Below are 20,511 nucleotides of genomic sequence, written 5' to 3'. Positions count from 1 at the left end.
CCATAACGTGGTGTCGCACGCACGGGTAAGTCCCCAATGAGTGAAGAATTCGGCATTGACCTGGATCAAGTGTTCAAGGTCATCGACTCAGCCGATGTCCTCGTCGTCCGTTTCCATCTCATCGACAAGCGGCTGCTCGTCGATTTCCGGATCTCGCAGAACTCGGGGCCGTTCATCGGCGTCGTTGCCCGCGCGGAATCCCTTGAAGACCGGTTTCGATCGATCAAGCGCATCAGGCCCGACTTCCCGGTGCCCGAGCGCGTGCAGCACTTCCCCTGGCCAAGGTCCGTGCCAGTCCTCCTGAACGCCGGCGTGTGGCAACGGATCGTCGACCGCGTTTCCGCCCTGGGCGACGACGAAACCACAGACGCCTGCGGACGCGTCATGGAGGAACTCCTGTTGCTCGAACGGACCGAAGTCGTTGGCGCTATTCGCGGCGCGGACCACTACCAGACGCTCTGGGAGCGTCAGCGGGCATGACACGGGTCATCGATCTGCGAAGCGATACGGTCACGAGACCGTCAGAAGGTATGCGCCAGGCTATGGCAGCGGCCGAGGTTGGCGACGACGTCTTCGGCGACGACCCGACCGTCATCGAGCTCGAACGGCGAGCGGCTGGGCTATCCGGCAAGGCGGCCGCTCTCTTCCTCCCCAGCGGCACAATGGCGAACCTCGTCGCCGTCATGTCGCACACCCGGCCGGGCGACGAGATTCTTCTCGGCGATCAGTCCCACATCTTCCAGTACGAACTCGGCGGCGCAGCTCGGCTCGCAGGGACGATGACGAGGACGTTGACAAACTTCGACGATGGTTCGTTGGACCCGGATCAGGTGCTTGCAGCAGCACGGACGGAAAACCTGCATTCCCCGGGGTCGACGCTCCTTTGCCTCGAGAACACCCATAACCGCTGCGGCGGAGCCGCCGTCTCGAAGAAGGCCACCGACTCGCTGGCTGAAGCGGCGCACAGCAGAGGATTGTCGGTGCACCTCGATGGCGCCCGCATTTTCAACGCCGCGGCCGCGCTCGGCATTTCTGCCGCGGCGCTCGCCGAGAACTGCGACAGCGTCTCGTTTTGCCTGTCCAAGGGTCTCGGATGTCCGGTCGGATCGGTGCTCTGCGGGTCGCCGGAATTCATCTCCATCGCGCGGCGTAACCGGAAGATGCTTGGCGGAGGGATGCGCCAGGCAGGGATTCTGGCCGCCGCGGGCATCTACGCCATCGACCGAAACCTCCAGCGCCTCGCAGCCGACCACGAGAACGCCCGCCTGCTGGCGGATGGCCTCCGGGAACTGGGGCCTTTCCGGCCGAACACGCCGCAGACCAACATTGTGGTCGCCGACGTAGTGGCGGGGAGGCTGAACGACTGGCTCGCCGCCTTCGAGCGCGAAGGAATCCTGGCAGTGGCGTTTGGTCCCCAGCGGATGCGCCTCGTGACTCACCTGGATGTCGCGCGAGCGGATATCGACGAGGCGCTCAGTCGCATCCAGCGAATGATTGGAGCAGTGCCGGTTTGAGCCGAATAGTCCTGATCCTGGCTTCGGCCGTCTTGTTCGCCGGGGCAGTCGCTGGCTGTGGCGGCGGCGAGGACAAGGTGCTCACGAAGGTGTTCGTCGCCCCCCCGTGGGCCACCGACGAGACGAATGAGTACAACCTGGTCATCGAAGACGGCAGCGTCTATGGGACCTGTGTGCTTGAGACCAGGTTGAAGTCCGACGGGACAAACACCCGCCTGAACAAGTTGTGCGGCGATGGCGAGAACCGGGATGACGGGACCGTCCTTGTGGACCCGGCTACCTTGCGGCCGCTCTCCGCCAACCGGAGCCAGGTCCAACCGGAAAAGGACCAGCGCCTCTCTTTCAGCAGCTTCTACGAATTCCCCATCGTGAAGTTCGTCGCCGACGAGAACGGCAAGCAACGGGAAACCACACGCGAACTTCCTCAGCCCGACGACACGAGCCCTGACCCGGGTTACTACGATGACGAGTCGCTGTTGTGGCTTGTCAGAGGAATCGACCTGAGGGAAGGTTACGAAGCGTCCTACCAGAACGTGAGCGCGGGGACGGGCCAGACCTTCACGGTCGACATTCTTGTCGAAGGGCAGGAACAGGTCCGCGTCCCGTTGGGAGAGTTCGCAGCCTGGAAGGTCCGTATCCATACCGCTTCGGTGACGCAGTACGTCTGGATCGAGACCGAAGGCGCCCACCGGCTCATCCAGGCGCGCATCAAGGGCATCCAGGACGTGACCTACAAAATGACGCGCTCGGAGTAGTCCTCCGGCAACCCCGACCATGGCGGTCCATTTGCACGAAGGCCACGCCCCCGGCCGATTTCGTGGCCCGTTCCGCCTCCTGTGCATGCCGTCCACGGCAAACTTCACGTGCTTATGTTTCGAGGGGGCCCCGAAATTGCTTGACACCGTTCGCCCACGTCACGAAGATCCCACAACGCTTCGCCCCACACCGATCTCCGGACGTGAAATGACATCCGTTTTCGTTATCAGTCGAGAACCACGAATGCGGGCTACAGTGACGGAGTACCTCCGAGACCGGGGGTACGACACCGCGACGGCGGGGACGTACGATGCTGCCATCGCACATCTCTCCGATTACCGTCACGACGCCATTGTGACCGACGTTCAGGGTCTTCCCCGTGGGGAAGAGGGCGCCAACTTCGCCCAGTTCAACCAGTGGGTAGCGACCGCCTACCGCTCGAGCGCGCCGGCCATGGTCTACCTGCTGCACAAGGGAGCGCGCCGCCCCCACTTCCGTCTCGAAGGCGCCGTTATCAAAAAGCCGTTCCCGATCGAAGCTCTTGGCGAGGCCCTGCGCGAACGCATTGGCCACCCCCGGCGCGAAGGCCGTGAGCCCGGAATCGACCTGGACCTCTCGTCGAACACCCTCCGCTCGGGTCTCAAGGAAGCTCACCTGACGAATATCGAGGCGACGCTCCTCGCTTACCTCATGGAGCACGAAGGTGAGATCCTGCATCCGCGGGACCTCCTCGTCGATGTGTGGCAGTACCACGACGCGGCCGGGGCGAGCACCCTGGTGCGTGCCCACGTCAGCAACCTTCGGCGTAAACTTCGAGACGTGCTGGGAACCTCGGATCAGATTCAGACGATCCGCGGCAAGGGCTACCGGTTTTCCGCCTAGTCCTAAACACAACAGCTAAGGGACCGTCTCAAATGAAACTCGCAACCGGCATCGGCTATTCGGGTGCCTCCATGCGCATCGATATGGACTTCGTCCTCGATGTGGAACGCCTCGGCTACGACTCGATCTGGACTGCCGAAGCTTACGGCTCCGATGCGGTCACCCCGCTCGCCTACATCGCGGCCCTGACGACCACGATCAAGCTCGGGACAAGCATCATGCAGATTCCCGGGCGCACGCCCGCCATGTGCGCGATGACGATGTCGACGCTCGATGCCATCTCCGGTGGCCGGGCGCTGGTCGGTCTCGGACTCAGCGGGCCGCAGGTGGTTGAAGGCTGGCACGGGGTGCCTTACGGCAAACCCGCCGCCAGGACGCGCGAATACGTCGAGATCTTGCGGAAGATCTGGGCTCGGGAAGAGCCAGTGAGCTACCACGGCCAGGAGTACCAGCTCCCCTACATGGGCCCAGGCGCCACCGGCCTCGGCAAACCACTGAAAAGCATCCTCCACGGGCGCCAGCTGCCGGTTTACCTGGCCACGATGGGGCCGATCAACATCCGCAACACCGCCGAACTCGCCGATGGCTGGCTGCCGATCTGGTTTTCGCCGCAGCGCATCGGCCTGTTTCGCCCGTCATTGGAAGAGGGGTTCCGTCGCGCGGGGAACGGGAAGTCCTACAAGGACTTCGACATCGCCGCCGGATGTACCGTCGCCATCGGCGATGACGTCAAGGCGTTGCTCGCCATGCAGAAGCCCAACCTCGCGCTCTACATGGGCGGCATGGGCGCGAAAGAGAAGAACTTCCACAACGAGATGGCCGTCAAGTACGGTTACGGCGAAGCCGCCGCGAAGATCCAGGAACTCTACCTCTCCGGCCGGAAGCAAGAGGCGACGGATGCCGTGCCCGACGAACTCGTGGATGAGATGTCGCTGGTTGGTCCGGTGGCGCGAATCAAAGAGCGCTACCGGGCATGGGAAGATGCGGGCGTCACTACGCTCATGGTGCAGACTCGCCAGCGCGCAGCGCTCGAGCTCCTGGCAGACATGACAGGCGCGAGCAAGGGCGCCTAGCACTCCTGCCTACGGGTCGAACACGTGCTTCTTGAACCAGTTCCATGGCTGAGCTTCGGCGAAGTGGAGCAGGTACTCCTGCCCCATCTTCGGAACGAGCAGGACGCCCATCGGTACCGCCACGCCGATCCAGCTGTGCGGCGTCCATGACGGCTTCCAGCGGCGCACCGCGACGATGTAGAGCCACCAGTTCTCGAACATGTTGGGGAACAGGAAGAGCACAATCCGCCGTTCGGTCAGCTCGAAGAGCACGACACCGAGGATGCGGAAACCGAACAGGAGCAGCGCAGGCAGCCGTTCGTACTGGTTCTTCCATCCGAAGGCGATCCACGCCTCTATGCTGAGGTAGTAGGTGTCGAGGACCTTGTCTATCTGGTGGTAGTGCCCGCTGAAGCCCCCCATCTTCAGGAAGTCGATGAGGATCACGTCCGCCCCATCCAGCAGCATCGCGATGATGCCGCCGGTCAGGTTCTTCTTGAAGATCAGCAAGGGCACAAGGATCCTGAGCGCGATCACAATCGCCGCACCAGTCGTCATTGGAGGGTCTGGTGCCCCGGAGAAGACTCCCAGAGCGGTGGGAGTTGGTGGTAGCCGCCCCCCGCCGTCCAGCCTCCATCGACGTAGAGGATGTGCCCGGTGACGAACCGGCTCGCATCGCTCGCAAGGTAGACGATGGCGCCCTCCAGGTCCTCTGGCTGGCCAAGCCGACCCATTGGAGTGCGCGAAATGCTGTGCTCGCGGGTGGCCGGGTTCGCCGCGAAGACTTTGTCCATAAGCTCTGTGCCATCGAAGTAGGACGGCGCGATGGCGTTTACACGGATGCCTTCCCGGGCGTACTCCAGTGCCAGGACTCGCGTGAGAGCGTCCACCCCACCCTTCGCCGCGTGGTAGCTTGCCGCCCGGTACTCGCTGCCGACGCGCCCCAGGATCGAACTCACGTTAATCATGACTCCACCGGTCCCCTGCGAGAGCATCTGCTGGCCCGCCAGCCTGCACCCGTTGATGGTGGCGAGCAGGTCGAGTTCCACGATCGAGCGCATCCGCTTGAAGCTGCCCAGGTCGTGCCGAAGTCCCGAGCGGTCGGTGTAGCCCGCGTTGTTGACGAGAATATCCAGCTTGCCGAACTCCTCCACGGTGCGAGCGAAGACTCCTTCGATCTGGGCTTCGTCAGTGATGTCGGCGGAGAGGGCCAGTGCCTTTCCTCCGTAAGATCGAACCATGTCGGCCGTCTGGTCGATCAATTCCTGGCGTCGGGCGGTGACCACCACATTGGCGCCCGCACGAGCGAGACCCCGCGTGAAAGCCACCCCGAGCCCACTCGAAGCGCCGGTTACGAGGGCAACCTTGTCCTTCAGGCTGAAGAGTTCGACCAGGCTCGGGTCCATCCGAATCCCCAGAAGTGATTGGCGGGAATCCTACAGGGGAGGCTGAATAGCTGCCTAACCGATGAGCCGGGCGGCGGGTCGCGACGGGTTGCGCCGCTCGCGTTCGATGATCCCTTCGATCTCCCGCACTGCCTCTGCAAGTTCACCGTGACGGTTGTAGACGATGTAGTCGTTGTTCTCGATGTCGTCGAGTTCCGCTTCGAGTTCGGCGATCCGCCGCTCGATCGACACACTGTCTTCGCTTCCTCGGCCGATGAGGCGGGCGCGGAGTGCTTCGCGGTCTTCCGCCATCAGAAACACGAAGATGGCGCCCTCCAGCCGCTTCCGCCAGGTTTGGGCGCCCTGGACATCCGTCCGGATGATGACGTCCTCGCCGCGCGCGAGCGGCCCTTCGAGTTCGGCTCGTTCAAGGCCCTTGTAATCGCTGTAAACCTTCGCCCACTCGGCGAACGCGCCGGCGTTGATCTTGCGTTCGAATTCGATAGCGGAAAGGAAGTGGTAGTGGTTGCCGTCGCGTTCGTTCTCGCGCGGCCGCCGGCTCGTCGAACTCGTGGCCCGGTGTATCCCGGTGCGTTCCCGCAGCAGGTCGATCACCGAGTCCTTCCCAACGCCGGAGGGCCCATGAAGGACGATGACCAGGGGGCGGGTTTTCACGCCTTGATCATCCCGCCCTCCGCGGCCCGCGCAAGATCCTGCCAGAAGTTGGGGTAGGAGACACCGACCGCGTCGTTCTCTATCCGCGTTTCACCTTCGGCCAACGCCCCCGCGATCGCGCCGAGCATGCCAATCCGATGGTCGCTGTGGCCGTCGACTCGCGCCCCGTGCAGGCGAGCTGGACCGTGGACAACGAATCCATCCGGACGGGGCGTGATCCGCGCGCCCATGCGGGTCAGCAGGTCGACGGTGGACTGCACGCGGTCGGACTCTTTGACCACGAGCTCCTGGGCGTCCTTGACCACGGTTTCGCCTTCAGCGAAGCAGGCGAGTACCGCCACCAGCGGAAGCTCGTCGATTGCGCGCGGCACGAGGCTCCCGGACACAACCGTTCCTCGCAGTTGGGATGAGCGCACCACGAGGTCGGCTGCAGGTTCGCCGCCGCTCGTCCGCTCCTCCAGCCGTTCCACCGAAGCCCCCATCTGCCGGAGGATGTCGAGCAGGCCGGTTCGTGTGGGATTGACGTTGACTCCCTCGAGCAGGAGTTCGGCGTCTGGGTGAGCCGCGGCGAGGACAAGCCACGGCGCCGCGCTCGAAATATCGCCCGGCACGCGCAACGAGAGCGGGCTCAGCCGGCTGGCCGGGCGGATGCGAGTGATGGCTCCATCCTCCGCGATCTCCGCGCCCATGGCGCTGAGCATGCGCTCCGTGTGGTCTCGGCTCTTGTCGGGCTCGATCACGGAACTGGGACCGTTGGCGTAAAGGCCCGCGAGCATGATGGCGGACTTCACCTGGGCGCTGGCCATCGGGCTCTCGTAGTCGATGGCCCTGAGTGAACCACCCCGCACGACGACGGGCGCCAGCGTATCGCCCTTCCGGGCGCTGATCTGTGCTCCCATTGACCGAAGCGGCCCGATCACGCGCGCCATAGGGCGAGAGCGGAGCGAGGCATCGCCCGTCAGGATTGAAAGGATCGGATGCCCCGCCAGCAGACCGAGCAGGAGCCGCATGCTGGTGCCGCTGTTGCCGCAATCCAGCGTGTCGTCGGCCTCAAAGAGCGAGTGCATGCCGTTCCCGCGGATGTGGGCCACCGGTGCACCGCTCGGCCAGTCGATTTCGACCCCGAGGGCGGAAAGGCACGCGGCGGTAGATCGGACATCTTCCGAATCGAGAATTCGCTCGACTGTCGCCGGCCCGTCGGCAATGGCGTTGAAGATGAGCGAACGGTGGGAAATAGACTTATCGGAGGGGATCTCGATGCGGGCGCGAATGCGGCCCGCCGAGTTGACGATCACAGCCGATCGTCGATGCCGAGCTCGCGCTTCAGCTTGGCTTCATCGGGCTTCGGCGGATTCGCCGAGAGGCGGTCCGTCGCCTCCTTAAGCTTGTCATAAAGACCCCCGACGAAGAGCCGGCCCATGGCATCCTGGGCAGAAGGCGGTGCCACACCCTCGGGGACCCTTCGTTCGGGTGGATTCGCGATGAAGGTATCGCGGTCGAACTGCGTGCTCCGGAAGAGGTCGTACACCGGTTCGTGACCGGTCTGGATAGCTTCCTTAATCGTGGTCAACTCGGTCTGCAGCCGGGTTATCCAGTGCAGCACCGCCTCGCGGTTCGTGATCATGATGTCCCGTGACATCGTCGGGTCGCCGCTTGCGAGCCGCGTGAGGTCGCGGAAGCCCGGCCCCGCGAGCAGCGAAGCGTCTTCCCAACCCTGGCTATCGCGAACCATGCGGAAGAGCGCGACCGACACCACGAGCGGAAGATGGCTCACCGCCGCGGCGTACTGGTCGTGTTCCGAAGGATCGATGTAGAGGGCGGTCGCGCCGAGCGATTCGATCAGCCCAAGGACGACGCCTACGGCACGCTCATCCGCTCGCGGCGAGGGCGTCATCGCCCAGGTCGCCCCCTTGAACAGGTCCGGCGTGGCGGCATCAGGGCCGCTCTTCTCCTTGCCTGCCATCGGGTGTCCACCGATGAAGTTCACGTTCTCCGGCAGAAACTCCTGGGCCCACCGCATGATGTCGGCTTTGGTGCTGCAAACATCGGTAATGACGACGCCTGCAGCGAAGTACTTCGCCGCATCCTGCAGGATCTGGCGGGCAGCCATGACCGGAGTCGCGAGGATGACCAGGCCCGCGCCTTCGACCGCTTCCTCGAGCGAACCGACTTCCTTGTCGATAGCGCCCAGCTTCTTCGCGGTCTTCGCGGAGCTGCGGTCGCGGTCGGCGCCGATGATCTCGTACTGGCGTCCTTCGCGTTTCGCGAGGCCAAGGCCGATGGACGTGCCGATGAGCCCGGTGCCGATGATGGTGATGCGCGATTGAGCCATGGAGTCCCCTGGGGCGAAGGCCCGGAACGTCGATTACCTTCATTTAGGCTAGCACACGTCACGTTCAGACGATGAAGTCGAAGATGTCGTCGTAAACGAAACCGATGATCCAGCGAAGCGGGCTGAGCGCTGGGTTCACCATGCCAATGACGAGTAACGTCATGAGGATGCCAGGCCCATAAGGAGCGAGCTTCTCGAGGTTCTGCGCCAGTTCGCGGGGCAGCAATCCGGTCGCCACCTTGAACCCATCGAGGGGCGGCAGAGGGATGAGATTGAAGATCCCCAGCAGGATATTCAGGCTGATGACGAAGAACAGGAAGAGAAACACGTACTCTTCACCGCTGCCGAAGCGGATCACTGCCTCGATGTTGGTGCCAAAGCGCGATTCGACAAGGCCAGTCCTGATAGGAATCGCCGCCAGGGCGGCGAAGAAGAAGTTCGATGCTGGTCCGGCAAAGGCAACGATCGCGTTGCCACGGCGCGGACCGTTCTTGAGCCGCCATGGGTTGACCGGCGTGGGCTTCGCCCACCCAAAGCCGAACAACAGGAGAAGCACGGACCCCACCGGGTCCAGGTGTGCCAGTGGATTCAGGGTGAGTCTGCCCTGGCGGGCGGCGGTGTCGTCGCCAAGCTCGTTCGCCGTCCAGGCATGGCTAAATTCGTGGAACGCCAGGCCGGTCAGGATTGCGGTCATGAATGCTGCGAGATAAACGAGGAATACGACGGGGTGCTCTGCCAGGCTGTCGAGGTACCAGACCATAGAGCGAAAATGTTAGCACAGGTGCGCGATTTGCCGGCGAAAGCCCGCCGAGAGCGGTTAATCACGATTGACGCAAACCACCACCCGGGTTACGGTCGCCTGCAGCGCGGAGGGTTCGCTCCCCGTGCTGGCTGCTTGGTGGCAGCCTTCGGTACTGCGGGGGTACCGGCATCTTCGATGCGGCCAAGGGCGCGAGCGGGCGTCAGACCAGGGTAGGGAAGCCTGCCCAAAGCGCGAGGTAGCCGAGTGGTTTTCCCCGGTGTTGGCCGGCTTTCGCTCCATGTGCCTCATGCATTCGTGCCTTTCGGCCTTGCCGTCTGTGCCATCTTGCTCACGCTCTTCGGCTGGGTGCTGCTTGCCCCCGCCAACGTCGGCACCGATGTCGTCATCGATGGGCCCGACATCACTTCGATTCGCTCCATTGCTTACACCATCCCCGGCGAACAGTTCGACGAGATCGTCGTTCGCCCCGCGTCCGGCGCGACTTCGCCCCGAGTGATCGCTTCCTTCCCCAGTGGCGGCCCCACCGGTTTCCATGCGCGCGGCTCAGCATCCCCCCTTGGGGACCGCATCGCGGTCTTGTGGCTTCCGCCGTTCGTGACGACGTCGAACCTTTCCATACTCGATGTGGCCTCCGGCCAGGTGCGCGATGTCGAACGATCATTTGACTCGCTGTCGGCACTGGCGTGGTCGCCTGATGGCTCCCGCATCACCGCGACGGCAACCACCGAGCTTGACGGAGTGAAGCGCACCGAGGTCGTCGAAGTCGACATCGTGTCGATGCAGGCGCGGCCAGTCGCCGAATTCGAGAGCGCGATCGAGGTCGTGCCGGTTGGCTACAGCTTCGATAGTTCGAGGCTGTTTATCGTCGTTGTCGACGCGCGGGGCACCAACCTGCTTGTCGAACGCGGCGGGAAGACGCAGCCAGTCGCCGAACTGAGCCCGGGCAGGACTCGAGACTGGGCGCTCAGCCCCGACGGCTCGCGCCTCGCGTACGTTGATGTCCTGAGCGGTGGGTCGCGCACGTATGTGGGCCGCTCGCTGATGATTGCCACGGGCGCGATAACAACCTTGCCCGCGGGCAAGAACCAGCTCGGCGCCAGCTGGATGCCCGGGTCACCCATTCCTGCCTTCGGCGGGCCCGGGGGCGAATGGCAACTGACAGACCCCGCCTCTGCCTACCTCGTCCCGGAGGACTGGTCGCCCGACGGTGCCTTCCTCGTCGCCACCGTGCACTCCGCCGGTAACGAGAAGTCGACCCGGCCCACGACCGCGCTTGAACTGATCTCGCGCCAGACCAGCACAACCCAGTCCAGCCGCTTACGCATCTCCGAGGCCGTCGGGGCTGCGTTCCTTGGCTGGGTACACGACCTGACCTGACCCGTAACCAACCCCAAGGAGCCATCATGGCCGTTTCCAGCCGACACATGACTCGCCACCACGACTATTCGCGGCTCTTCATTGCCCTCGGCGTGATCGCCGGAGTGATGGCGCTCGCCCCGATTGTCGCCGCTATCGCAGGATTGAGCGGTACGGGTGTCGGGCCGCGCACGGCCTTCGCCAGCGCGCCTTCAGGCGAGTACGTCGTCTTCGGCCGGAACGAAGGCGCCGTTGATGTCATTTCGGTCGCCCGGCCGGAAGACCCCGGTGCCCTGACCGAAATCACGCGCGTCCCCCACATCGATGGCTTCACCTCGACGGGTGCGGTCTCCCCCGATGGAAGGCGCCTGGCGCTGATTTCTGTCGACGGTGGGACAGCCTCCCATCCGGTGGCCTCGTTGAACGTCATCGACATGGAGACCGGCCGGATCACCCGTGCGGCCGCCAACGTGACTCCGGGCCAGGTCCCGCTGTGGTCGCCGGATGGCGACGATCTCGTGTTCACGCGGATGCCTTCCGGCAACGAGGTCCAGGGCCCGATCCACTTGCTCCGTGTCTCACGCAACGGCGACGACGGGCGCACCCTGAGAGAGTTCGCCAACGTTCTAGGGGTGTATCCCTCGGGTTACGACTTCGAGGGCCGGCTCGTGACCGTCGTGCTCGATGGCTCGGGCAGCGCTGTCGACCGCGACGGAGTGGGCAGGACCGCACTCTCCTCTAGCCTCACCCGCGACTGGAAGGTGAGCCCCGACGGCCGCCAGATCGCCTTTGTGGAGGTCCAAACAGCAAGTGGAGTCGCCTACCTCGCCCGGACCGCCCGTCTCGATGGCCGAGCCGTCGAAGCACTCTCCGCCGCGGTTTCGGCGTTGGGGACGGCGTGGGACCCGGCGACGAACAGCGCCAGTTTCGGTGTCGAACCGGCGGGCGCGGACCCGACGGGCCGGATCCAGTCGCTAACGGCGCCTGGGTTCGATGTTCCGCTTGGGTATTCGGCCAGCGGCAAAGCACTCATCGTCAACCACTGGAGTGGTGCGTCATTCGCTGAGCCGGGCCGGCCGCAACTCCAGGTCCTTGCTGGCGGCGGCCGCGAGACCTACGAAGATCAGACGAGGTTTTACGGTTGGGCCTCAAGATAGAGCGAATCATCCTCGCGCTCGCGATAGGCGCGTTCGCGCTGGCGGCGGCACTCGCTGGCCCGGGGTCCGCGCGCGCTGATCACTATGCCTGCCACCCGCCCGCAGCCGGCTGGGGTTTCGATACTTACGAGTACGAGGACTATGTCGGCAAGTACAACACGGCGATCGACCTGGCCGTGCGGGGTTGGGCGGTGCCAGGGGCTTACGCCGTCGGCGATGAAACCGTGAACGTCAGCTACCAGGGAGTCGAAACGGGCTCCAGGGCCGCGAGGACGGTCGCCTCGCCGGCCAATGGCATTCCTCCCACCGTCTACAAGGCGATCGCACACATCGAAGCCGATTGGTCGAACGCTGCCAGCCAGGTTCCCTACGGCGGAGTCGGTCCGACATTGCTCTCGATGGACTGCGGATATGGGATTGGCCAGATCACGAGCGGGATGGGCCACCTCGGCGGTGGAGCTCTCGAACCCGGCGTGGCAGCGGCCCGCCAGGCCGTGATCGGCACGCACCCGCTCTTCAACATCGCCGAAGGCGTGCGGATCCTCGCGGACAAGTGGAACAGCGCACCGAATTACCGGCCGATCGCCGGCGTAGGCGACCCCGCGGCCATCGAAGATTGGTACTACGCGATCTGGAGCTACAACGGGTTCGCCTTCGTGAACCACCCACTGAACCCCACGAAAGACCCGTTGCGTGGAAGCGTCTGGAATTGTGGAGACCCGCACGCTCCCGGGTATGGCGTGTTCAACCGCGGTGACTACACCTACGTGGAGGACGTCTACGGTTGCGTGCGCTTCCCGCCGATGCCGAAGGGCGTGCCCTACCCGCCACCCCTGGCAGGGAACGGTACGCCGCCGCCGCCCCCCCCGAACCCGGGTGGCGCGAAGTTCGCCGCTGGCGACGAGGTCGTTGTCTTCGGCACCGGGTCGGGTCTCAACATCCGCCCCGTTCCGGCCGGCGACCCTCCGCTCACCGTCGTGCCCGATGGCACCCACCTGACGATCCTGGGCGGTCCACAGACGGCGAACGGGCTTACCTGGTGGAACGTCCAGCTCGGTGCGATCTCCGGGTGGGCCGCGGAACAGTACTTGTCGGCGCCCCAGGCCGAGCCGGCGCCGGACGCGCCCGTGAACCCTGCTGGTCGAATGTGGCCGCCCCAGGCCTTCTCAATGCCGAACCCCGCCTCGCCTGAGGTGGCTTCTGCCTTCACGGTCGCGGCATTCAGCACCTGCGAAGATGCCGGTTTTGCCGGCGGATGCCCGCTGATGGACTTCCCTACCACGCCGCATTACGACTCATCGCTGCCGCCGAATCCGTCCGATGCAGCCTATTTCCTCGGGGCGCCGGTCCTCCAAATCGTCGGAGAAACGAACGTGAAGCTGAGCGCCGGCGCCACTTCTGCTTCGTCTTCGCCGTTGACCATAAAGAACCTCGGCAGCGCCCTCGCGCCCTTCCGGATTCGCACGTCGGCCGGCTGGCTCGTCGTGAAACACCCGGTCGAATCGCGACGCCTGGACGGTGGCATCGCAATAGGTGCGAACTATCAGGTCGTCGACCAGAAGTCGCCGCGAATCGCCACAGCCGGCCGTGATAGCTCGCTCATCATTACGGTCGACCCAACCTATCTGACGGCCGGGACCCACACCGGGACGGTCACGATAGACTCGCTCCTCGGCCCCGCAACGAAGACGGTCTTCACCGTGACCGTCGTTTCCACCGGCGGCAGCGGCGGGACCGGGGCCGGCTCCGGTTCGCCTTCTCCCGTCCCCCAGCCCACTCCGTACTACCGTGCGATAGTGCCCAACCTCACCGCGGACCAGTAGGAGCGCAACCCCTACCGGTCCGCAGCAGCGTATCAGTGTGCGGCGTGGGCCTCTTCCACTGCCTTCTTGTGTTCTTCGATGACTTTCTGGGCGAGCTGGTGAGGGACCTCACCGTAGTGATCGAAGTCCAGTTCGAACGCCCCACGCCCTTGGGTGATCGAACGCAGGTCCGCCGCGTAACGCTGCACCTCCGCGAGCGGCACTTCAGCTTCCACAACGCTCATGCCGCCGTCCGGATTGATGCCGTGGATCTTGGCCCGCTTGGTGTTCAAGTCGCTCACCACGTCACCCGCATGTGCTTCCGGAGCGAACACCCGGATCGTCATAACTGGCTCCAGAAGCGTCCCGCCTGAGCCGTGGATGGCCTCCTTGAGGGCCTGCGCTGCCGCGAGCTTGAAGGCCATCTCGCTCGAGTCGACCGGGTGGTGTTTTCCGTCGAGGAGGGTGACCTGGCAGTCGGTCAACTCGTAGCCAGCGAGCACGCCATGGACTGCGGTCTCGTGGACTCCCTTCTCGACGGCGGGGATGAACTCCTTGGGCACCGAGCCGCCGACGACCTTCTCGCCAAAGACCAGTCCCGCCCCACGAGGCAGCGGCTCGACGTCGAGGATGACCCTCGCATACTGGCCGTGGCCCCCGGTCTGTTTCTTGTGGGTGTAATCCGCATGGGCCTTCTTCGAAACCGTTTCACGGTAGGGGACGCGCGGCAGGGTCAGTTCGACGTCGATGTTGAACTTGCGCTTCAACCGCTCCATGGTCACTTCCAGGTGCGCTTCGCCGAGACCTGCAAGGATGATCTCGCCGGAAGACTGGTCGCGGCTGAGCCGCAGGCCGGGGTCCTCTTCGACAAGGCGCTGGAGGCTCGTCCCGAGCTTGTCGACGGCGCCCTTGGAAGTAGGGTGGACTGCCATGCTGAACACCGGACTTGGGAACTGGATCGGCTCGAAGCGGGCGCCAAGTTCCTTCGCGCAAAGCGTGTCGCCCGTTTCGGTGTGGGCCAGCTTGGCCACAACACCGATGTCGCCCGCCTGGAGTTCCGGCGTCGCGGTCTGTTCCTTCCCTCGCTGGACGTAGATGGTGCCCAGGCGTTCGTCCGCCTCCCGGTTCGCATTCCAAAGGTGGCTGTCGCCCTTCACCACGCCGGTGACGACTCGCATGTACGTCAGGCGCCCGACGTACGGGTCCGCCGAGGTCTTGAAAACGCGTGCCGCTGGAGCCCCCTTGGGGTCCGCCGAGAGCGACTTCTCTCCAGCCGCGATGGGGTCGCGGTCCAGCGGTGATGGGCCGCTGAACGCGATGTTGTGGAGGGCCTGGCGCACGCCGATGAGCTTCGTCGCCGAGGCGCAGATCACCGGAATAATCAGATTGTGGTCGAGCCCGCCGTGGAGGACTTTTCGAAGTTCGTCCTCGGTCAGTTCCTCATCGGCGAAGTACTTCGTCATCAGCTCTTCATCGGTTTCGACGATGCCTTCGATGAGTTGGGCGCGCAGCGTCGCCGCCTGCTCGGCGAGGTCCGCGGGGACCTCGGTCTCTTCGGCCTCTTCGCCCGTGTAGGCGCGCATGTGCAGGAGATCCACGATCCCCCGGAATGAATCGTGCGCACCGATGGGGAGTTGGAGCGGCATCACCCGGTGGCCCCAGCGCGCCTGTAGCTGCGCCAGCACATTGCCGAAATCGGCGTTCTCCCGGTCCATCCGGTTGATCACGATCATCTTGGGCAGGCCGAGTTTCTCGGTGATGCTCCAGGTGCGGTCGGTGCCCACTTCCGGGCCCGAGACGGCATCCACCACAACGAGGGCCAGGTCGGCGGCGTTTGCTCCGCAAATCACCTCGGAGATGAAGTCGGCATAGCCGGGCGTGTCGATCAGATTGATCTTCCGGCCCTCCCACTCCACCGGGACGATGGAGAGGTTGAGACTGAACTTCCGTTTGTGTTCGTCTTCGTCGTAGTCGCTGACGGTGTTTTGGTCCTGGATGGTCCCGAGACGGGTAGAGCCCCCACTTTCGTAAAGGGCTGCTTCGGCGAACATCGTCTTACCGACGCTGCCGTGGCCAACCAGGACCACATTACGGATGTCTTCGGTGGCATACACCTTCATAGATCCGAACCTCCACAGCTATAGATGAAACCAGGGTCTGGCCGGGATTCTACCCGCGCCGCGCCACGGCTCTCAATCTCCGTCCCGGTGCGCTGACGCGGCGCCGGAAGCCGACATCTGAAGTCGGGTTTGGCGGACGGTATCGCTCACGACCTCCACCCGCCGTAGACTGGGATAGACCCGCACGAATGTTCGCATTATGACTTCTACCTACGTCGCACTTGACCTGGAAACGACGGGGCTCGACCCCGAGCGCGACCGAATTATCGAAGTTGGCGCAGTGCGTTTCGACCCCGATGGGAACGAACTCGATACCCTTTCGTACATAGTCAACCCGGGCCGCGAGGTCCCCGCATTCATCGAACGCTTCACCGGCGTAACCAACGAGATGACTATCCGAGCGCCGAAACTGGCATCCATCCGGCTCGACATCGAGCGGTTCGTCGGCGATGCAGTGGTCGTCGGACATAACATCGGGTTCGACCTTCACTTCCTCGCCCGAGAAGGAATCCGTGTATCCCCCAAGGCGGTCGACACGGCCGGATTGGCGCGATACCTGCTTCCGGCGCTCCAGGGGCACGGGCTGATGGAGGTCGCCGGCGCCCTCGGAGTCGAGGCCGGAGACCACCATCGGGCGCTGAACGATGCCCGTACCGCGGCCGCCGTATTCGTCGGCCTGCTGCGGAACGCCGAGGGCCTCCCCGAGTCGCAGCGGTTCCAGCTCGCCCGTTTCGTCTCGATGCACGAACCCCTTCTGGCCCAGGTCATCGCGGGGGATGAGTGGGACAAGCGCTCCGGCGGCGGCCATATCCCGGTCCTTCGCCCGGCCCGCGAGCATCCCCCGCTCGAGCCCCGGGAGCCACGTATCCCCATCCTGGTGGAAGACCTGCGCCGGGCTTTCGAAGCGGCGCCAGCAGGCTTCGAACGGTTCGAGCAGCGCCCCGAACAGCTTGAGATGGCCGAAGCAGTGCGGTCGGCCTTCCATCGCGGCGGGCACTGGCTCATCGAGGCGGGCACGGGCGTCGGCAAGTCGTTGGCCTATCTCCTCCCGGCTGCGCTCCACGCGATCCAGAACGGCGAGCGGGTCGTCATTTCGACCAATACCATCGCGCTCCAGGAACAGTTGCTCTCGAAGGACATTCCCGCACTCCGCGAGGTACTCTTGAGCGCCGGAGCCATCAAGGCGCCGGATGAGTTCCGCGCAGCGCTCCTGAAGGGACGCTCCAACTATCTCTGCATGAAGCGGTGGGTCGGAAACTACGCTGCTGGCCTTGGCGACCCCGACTTCGCCCGCCTCAGTTCGGCAATGCTGGTGTGGCTTTCGGAAACCGAAACCGGCGATCGTTCGGAACTAAACCTCGATCCGTCCGAGTGGGTGACCTGGCAGCGGTTTTCGGCCCAGGACACCGACTGCCTCGCCCGCCAGGACCGCCACGTGCGCGAAGGCAACTGTTTTCTCCTCCGCGCCCGCCAGGCGGCGGAATCGGCGCACATCCTGGTGGTCAACCACGCGCTCCTGCTCGCCGATCTCGTCGCCGGGGGAAGCGCAATCCCGGACTTCGATCACCTCATCATCGACGAGGCCCACAACCTGGAGGACGCCGCCACGAACCAGTTCGGTGGCAGCGTCAGCATGCGCAAGACGGTCGACGTGCTTGACGGCATCTACCGCCGGCCAAGCCGTGACCACCGCGAAGGCGGGGTCGTCACGCTGGTCCGAGCCCTTCCAGAGGCAGCGTTCGGCCCGGTCGCCAAGTCGCTGGAGGAGGCCGTCGCCCGCTGCACCGAAAAGGCCCGGCCGTTCTTCGATGCGCTTGCCATGCTGCTCCCGCCGACGGGAGAGGATGACCGCGTCCTGATTACCGGAGGCATTCGCCACAGCGACGTCTGGGGCAGAGTCGAGTCGGCGTGGCATGATTTCGAGATCGGTCTCCGCGATGTTGAAGCACGTGTGTCCACCGCCCGAAAACTCATCTCCGAGGCCGCCATCGAGAGTGCCGAAGTGCTCGCCGGCGAGGTCGATTCCGCCCTCCGCAAAGTCTCGGACCTCCACCTTCAGGCCGCCCAGCTCCTCGGGGCGACCGCGGACGATCTTATCCTCTGGGCCGGCCGGGACCGTGACACGACGGGCACGCTCAACGTCGCTCCGCTGGAAGTTGGCCCGCGGCTCTGGGAGGAATTGCTCTCCAGGCGACGCGTCGTCGTGGCGACGAGCGCCACGCTGAGTGCCAACAACGACATGAGCTTCGCCTCGAAGCGCCTCGGTTTCGAAGACCCCCAGGTACTCCAGCTCGGTTCCCCCTTCGATTACCCCAACGCGACGCTTCTCTGCGCGGTCGAAGACGTGCCCGATCCCTCTGAGCGCGGGTACCTTGAGGGCGTTGCCCGCGCCGTCGTGGAACTCACCCTTGCTTCCGACGGCCGGGCGCTGGCGCTGTTCACGTCGAACGCGGCCCTCCGGCGAGTAGCGGACCTCGTCCGCCCGGAACTTGAGGCCGCGGGCATCATCGCCCTTGCCCAGGGCGTCGACGGCTCGCCCAAGCAGCTCACCGACCAGTTGCGGAACAACCCGCGGACGCTCGTCCTTGGCACTTCGAGCTTCTGGGAAGGCGTGGACATCCGCGGCGACGCGCTCTCGATGCTCATGATCGCGCGCCTGCCCTTCGGTGTGCCGAGCGACCCCGTCTTCAAGGCCCGTTCCGAACAGTACGACGACCCTTTCGGGCAATACTCGCTCCCGGCGGCCATTCTGAAGTTCCGCCAGGGCTTCGGGCGCCTCATCCGCGACAAGGACGACCGCGGTGTCGTCGCCCTCCTCGACCGTCGAATCTGGGAGAAGCGCTACGGCAAGCAGTTCGTCGACTCGCTGCCGGACTGCACACGCCTGAAAGCGCCGATGGACGTCGTCGCCCGCCACGCGATGGAGTGGCTCGAACGGTGAGGGTCGACGATCTGCCGCTACCGATCATCGGCGAACGGTTCCGCCTGGAGAACAGGGGAGACGAGATGACGATTGTGAGGCTCGCCGATGGCGCGGAAGTGGGTCGAATCAGAATCGAGGGCACGGAGGGTGCCGTGCTGGTCCGCTCACTCTGCATCGACGAACCGCACCGCAGCTACGGTGCCGGCTCCGAAGCCGCCCGCCTCTTCAACCAGGCCTGCCAAGCCGCCAAAGTCCCACTCGTCCGCACCTGGGCGCCGCGAGACCTCGGGCTCTCCGTGTACTTCTGGATCCGCATGGGCTACAGCCCGGTCCCCGGTGAAGGGCCGGACGGTGGCATCTGGTTCGAGCGGAGGCTGGAGTAAGGGAAGGTGAGTTCGTGTCGCAATTCACCGCAGCGCGCCTGGCCTCCCGGTGCCGGACTCCGGTCGACGTCACCCTGACGGACCAATGACTAATCCGGTTGGGCCAGGAATTCCCTGTGCCCCTCTCCCGCCGCGGCGGGAGAGGGATCGGCCTTAGCCCTACCAGGCAGCCATCTTCTTTTGCAGGTTGCGGTCGAGCGCATCAAGGAAGTCCTCGGTGCTCAGCCACGGCGCATCCGGGGCAACGAGCAGCGAAAGGTCCTTCGTCATCTGCCCGCTTTCTACGGTTTCGACGCAGACCCTCTCCAGTGTTTCGGCGAACTTGCCGACCTCCGGCGTCCCATCGAGCTTGGCACGGAACGAGAGGCCCTGGGTCCAGGCGAAGATCGATGCGATCGGGTTCGTCGAGGTTTTCTCGCCACGCTGGTGCGCCCGGTAGTGCCGGGTGACGGTGCCGTGGGCCGCTTCCGCTTCGCAGGTCTTCCCATCGGGAGTCAGGAGGACTGACGTCATGAGTCCGAGAGAGCCGTACCCCTGGGCGACCGTGTCTGACTGGACGTCTCCATCGTAGTTCTTGCACGCCCAGACATAACCGCCCTCCCACTTCATTGCCGCAGCCACCATGTCGTCGATGAGCCGGTGCTCGTAGGTCAGCCCGTTCGCCTTGAAGTCGGCCGCGAACTCCGCATCGAAGACTTCCTGGAAGATGTCCTTAAATCGGCCGTCGTAAGCCTTGAGGATGGTGTTCTTCGTCGAGAGGTACACCGGGTACTTGCGATCCAGGCCGTAGCGGAGGGAGGCGCGAGCGAAATCGCGGATCGAGTCATCGAAGTTGTACATGCCCATGGCAATGCCCGGGCCCGTGAACTTTGCGACCTCGAGGTTAATCGGCGCACCGCCGCCCTCTGGGACGTAGTTGATGGTCACCGTCCCCGGTCCGGGGACGCGGAAGTCGGTGGCCTTGTACTGGTCGCCGTGGGCGTGACGCCCGATCACAATCGGCTTCGTCCATCCGGGGACCAGCCGGGGGATGTTCGAGCAGATGATCGGCTCGCGGAAGACAACTCCGCCGAGGATGTTCCGGACGGTCCCGTTCGGGGATTTCCACATCTGCTTGAGCTTGAACTCTTCCACGCGGGCTTCATCGGGGGTGATCGTCGCGCACTTCACCCCGACTCCGTGCTTCTTGATGGCATTGGCGGCGTCGATCGTCACCTGGTCGTTGGTTTGATCGCGGTACTCGATGCCGAGGTCGTAGTACAGCAGTTCGACATCGAGGTAAGGGAGGATCAGCTTGTCCTTGATGAACTGCCAGATGATGCGCGTCATTTCATCGCCATCGAGTTCGACAACCGGGTTGGTGACCTTGATCTTCGCCATGAGTACGTGCTCCTGCTTCGGGTGAATGGTC

The 20,511-nt window shown here is 64.4% G+C and carries 18 protein-coding genes; 10 read left to right on the top strand and 8 right to left on the bottom strand.

Going from position 1 to position 20,511, the window contains the following annotated elements; all coding sequences use genetic code 11:
• Positions 1-36: 36 nt before the first annotated feature.
• The 5 genes from IPG14_RS00550 (at position 37) to IPG14_RS00530 (ending at position 4,225) form a co-directional block, all read left to right on the top strand.
• Positions 37-480, top strand: a complete 444-nt coding sequence (locus IPG14_RS00550; protein ID WP_343384591.1) for a hypothetical protein — start codon at positions 37-39, stop codon at positions 478-480.
• Positions 477-1,514, top strand: a complete 1,038-nt coding sequence (gene ltaE / locus IPG14_RS00545; protein WP_343390582.1) for a low-specificity L-threonine aldolase — start codon at positions 477-479, stop codon at positions 1,512-1,514. Before IPG14_RS00550 ends, ltaE begins: the two co-directional genes overlap by 4 nt.
• On the top strand, positions 1,511-2,269 hold the full coding sequence (locus IPG14_RS00540) for a DUF3108 domain-containing protein (protein WP_343389718.1): 759 nt from the start codon (positions 1,511-1,513) through the stop codon (positions 2,267-2,269). The genes ltaE and IPG14_RS00540 overlap by 4 nt, the downstream gene beginning before the upstream one ends.
• 244 nt (positions 2,270-2,513) lie before the next feature.
• On the top strand, positions 2,514-3,152 hold the full coding sequence (locus IPG14_RS00535) for a response regulator transcription factor (RefSeq protein ID WP_343384588.1): 639 nt from the start codon (positions 2,514-2,516) through the stop codon (positions 3,150-3,152).
• Positions 3,153-3,184: 32 nt separating this feature from the next.
• Positions 3,185-4,225, top strand: coding sequence for an LLM class F420-dependent oxidoreductase (locus IPG14_RS00530; RefSeq protein ID WP_343390581.1), 1,041 nt, complete (start codon positions 3,185-3,187; stop codon positions 4,223-4,225).
• Positions 4,226-4,234: 9 nt separating this feature from the next.
• On the opposite strand, the gene IPG14_RS00525 is transcribed toward IPG14_RS00530, so the two are convergent.
• The 6 genes from IPG14_RS00525 to IPG14_RS00500 all read right to left on the bottom strand — a co-directional run bounded on the left by IPG14_RS00525 (position 4,235) and on the right by IPG14_RS00500 (position 9,356).
• Positions 4,235-4,762 (bottom strand): hypothetical protein, encoded by a 528-nt coding sequence (locus tag IPG14_RS00525; protein WP_343390580.1) that lies wholly within the window; start codon positions 4,760-4,762, stop codon positions 4,235-4,237.
• Positions 4,759-5,610, bottom strand: a complete 852-nt coding sequence (locus IPG14_RS00520; protein ID WP_343390579.1) for a glucose 1-dehydrogenase — start codon at positions 5,608-5,610, stop codon at positions 4,759-4,761. Before IPG14_RS00520 ends, IPG14_RS00525 begins: the two co-directional genes overlap by 4 nt.
• Positions 5,611-5,664: 54 nt before the next feature.
• Entirely contained in the window at positions 5,665-6,264 is a 600-nt protein-coding gene (gmk, locus tag IPG14_RS00515; protein ID WP_343390578.1) for a guanylate kinase, read from the bottom strand.
• Positions 6,261-7,559, bottom strand: a complete 1,299-nt coding sequence (gene aroA / locus IPG14_RS00510) for a 3-phosphoshikimate 1-carboxyvinyltransferase (RefSeq protein WP_343390577.1) — start codon at positions 7,557-7,559, stop codon at positions 6,261-6,263. The genes gmk and aroA overlap by 4 nt, the downstream gene beginning before the upstream one ends.
• On the bottom strand, positions 7,556-8,596 hold the full coding sequence (locus IPG14_RS00505) for a prephenate dehydrogenase/arogenate dehydrogenase family protein (protein WP_343389713.1): 1,041 nt from the start codon (positions 8,594-8,596) through the stop codon (positions 7,556-7,558). Before IPG14_RS00505 ends, aroA begins: the two co-directional genes overlap by 4 nt.
• A 64-nt stretch (positions 8,597-8,660) precedes the next feature.
• On the bottom strand, positions 8,661-9,356 hold the full coding sequence (locus IPG14_RS00500) for a site-2 protease family protein (RefSeq protein WP_343384581.1): 696 nt from the start codon (positions 9,354-9,356) through the stop codon (positions 8,661-8,663).
• A 246-nt stretch (positions 9,357-9,602) separates the two neighbouring features.
• Between IPG14_RS00500 and IPG14_RS00495 the strand changes: the two genes are divergently transcribed.
• From IPG14_RS00495 to IPG14_RS00485, 3 genes are read left to right on the top strand one after another with little or no spacing between them, the layout of a single operon-like run.
• Entirely contained in the window at positions 9,603-10,736 is a 1,134-nt protein-coding gene (locus IPG14_RS00495; protein WP_343390576.1) for a hypothetical protein, read from the top strand.
• 26 nt (positions 10,737-10,762) lie between these two features.
• Positions 10,763-11,872 (top strand): hypothetical protein, encoded by a 1,110-nt coding sequence (locus IPG14_RS00490; RefSeq protein WP_343390575.1) that lies wholly within the window; start codon positions 10,763-10,765, stop codon positions 11,870-11,872.
• Positions 11,857-13,695 carry a hypothetical protein gene (locus tag IPG14_RS00485; RefSeq protein WP_343390574.1) on the top strand — a complete coding sequence of 613 codons (1,839 nt, stop codon included), beginning with the start codon at positions 11,857-11,859 and terminating at the stop codon, positions 13,693-13,695. The genes IPG14_RS00490 and IPG14_RS00485 overlap by 16 nt, the downstream gene beginning before the upstream one ends.
• 32 nt (positions 13,696-13,727) lie before the next feature.
• Here IPG14_RS00485 and fusA read toward each other — a convergent pair whose 3' ends face one another.
• Positions 13,728-15,794 (bottom strand): elongation factor G, encoded by a 2,067-nt coding sequence (gene fusA / locus IPG14_RS00480; protein WP_343384577.1) that lies wholly within the window; start codon positions 15,792-15,794, stop codon positions 13,728-13,730.
• 199 nt (positions 15,795-15,993) lie between these two features.
• Between fusA and IPG14_RS00475 the strand changes: the two genes are divergently transcribed.
• Together IPG14_RS00475 and IPG14_RS00470 are read left to right on the top strand one after the other, a co-directional pair.
• Entirely contained in the window at positions 15,994-18,735 is a 2,742-nt protein-coding gene (locus IPG14_RS00475) for a helicase C-terminal domain-containing protein (protein ID WP_343390573.1), read from the top strand.
• On the top strand, positions 18,732-19,100 hold the full coding sequence (locus tag IPG14_RS00470; RefSeq protein WP_343390572.1) for a hypothetical protein: 369 nt from the start codon (positions 18,732-18,734) through the stop codon (positions 19,098-19,100). Before IPG14_RS00475 ends, IPG14_RS00470 begins: the two co-directional genes overlap by 4 nt.
• 159 nt (positions 19,101-19,259) lie before the next feature.
• Here the strand turns inward: IPG14_RS00470 and IPG14_RS00465 are convergent, their stop codons facing one another.
• On the bottom strand, positions 19,260-20,480 hold the full coding sequence (locus IPG14_RS00465; RefSeq protein ID WP_343390571.1) for an NADP-dependent isocitrate dehydrogenase: 1,221 nt from the start codon (positions 20,478-20,480) through the stop codon (positions 19,260-19,262).
• Between the last annotated feature and the right edge of the window lie 31 nt (positions 20,481-20,511).

This window comes from Candidatus Amarobacter glycogenicus (assembly GCF_016704105.1).
GTDB classification, from domain to species: domain Bacteria; phylum Chloroflexota; class Dehalococcoidia; order Tepidiformales; family Tepidiformaceae; genus Amarobacter; species Amarobacter glycogenicus.
The sequence above is the reverse complement of the archived record's forward strand: the minus strand, read 5'-3'. Positions and strand labels throughout refer to the sequence as shown.

Excerpts from the sequence above, each read along its gene's own strand:
- IPG14_RS00550 (WP_343384591.1), top strand. The coding sequence starts at position 37 with ATGAGTGAAGAATTCGGCATTGACCTGGATCAAGTGTTCAAGGTCATC.
- ltaE (WP_343390582.1), top strand. The coding sequence starts at position 477 with ATGACACGGGTCATCGATCTGCGAAGCGATACGGTCACGAGACCGTCA.
- IPG14_RS00535 (WP_343384588.1), top strand. The coding sequence starts at position 2,514 with ATGCGGGCTACAGTGACGGAGTACCTCCGAGACCGGGGGTACGACACC.
- IPG14_RS00530 (WP_343390581.1), top strand. The coding sequence starts at position 3,185 with ATGAAACTCGCAACCGGCATCGGCTATTCGGGTGCCTCCATGCGCATC.
- IPG14_RS00525 (WP_343390580.1), bottom strand. The coding sequence starts at position 4,762 with ATGACGACTGGTGCGGCGATTGTGATCGCGCTCAGGATCCTTGTGCCC.
- IPG14_RS00520 (WP_343390579.1), bottom strand. The coding sequence starts at position 5,610 with ATGGACCCGAGCCTGGTCGAACTCTTCAGCCTGAAGGACAAGGTTGCC.
- IPG14_RS00505 (WP_343389713.1), bottom strand. The coding sequence starts at position 8,596 with ATGGCTCAATCGCGCATCACCATCATCGGCACCGGGCTCATCGGCACG.
- IPG14_RS00500 (WP_343384581.1), bottom strand. The coding sequence starts at position 9,356 with ATGGTCTGGTACCTCGACAGCCTGGCAGAGCACCCCGTCGTATTCCTC.
- IPG14_RS00490 (WP_343390575.1), top strand. The coding sequence starts at position 10,763 with ATGGCCGTTTCCAGCCGACACATGACTCGCCACCACGACTATTCGCGG.
- fusA (WP_343384577.1), bottom strand. The coding sequence starts at position 15,794 with ATGAAGGTGTATGCCACCGAAGACATCCGTAATGTGGTCCTGGTTGGC.
- IPG14_RS00475 (WP_343390573.1), top strand. The coding sequence starts at position 15,994 with ATGACTTCTACCTACGTCGCACTTGACCTGGAAACGACGGGGCTCGAC.
- IPG14_RS00465 (WP_343390571.1), bottom strand. The coding sequence starts at position 20,480 with ATGGCGAAGATCAAGGTCACCAACCCGGTTGTCGAACTCGATGGCGAT.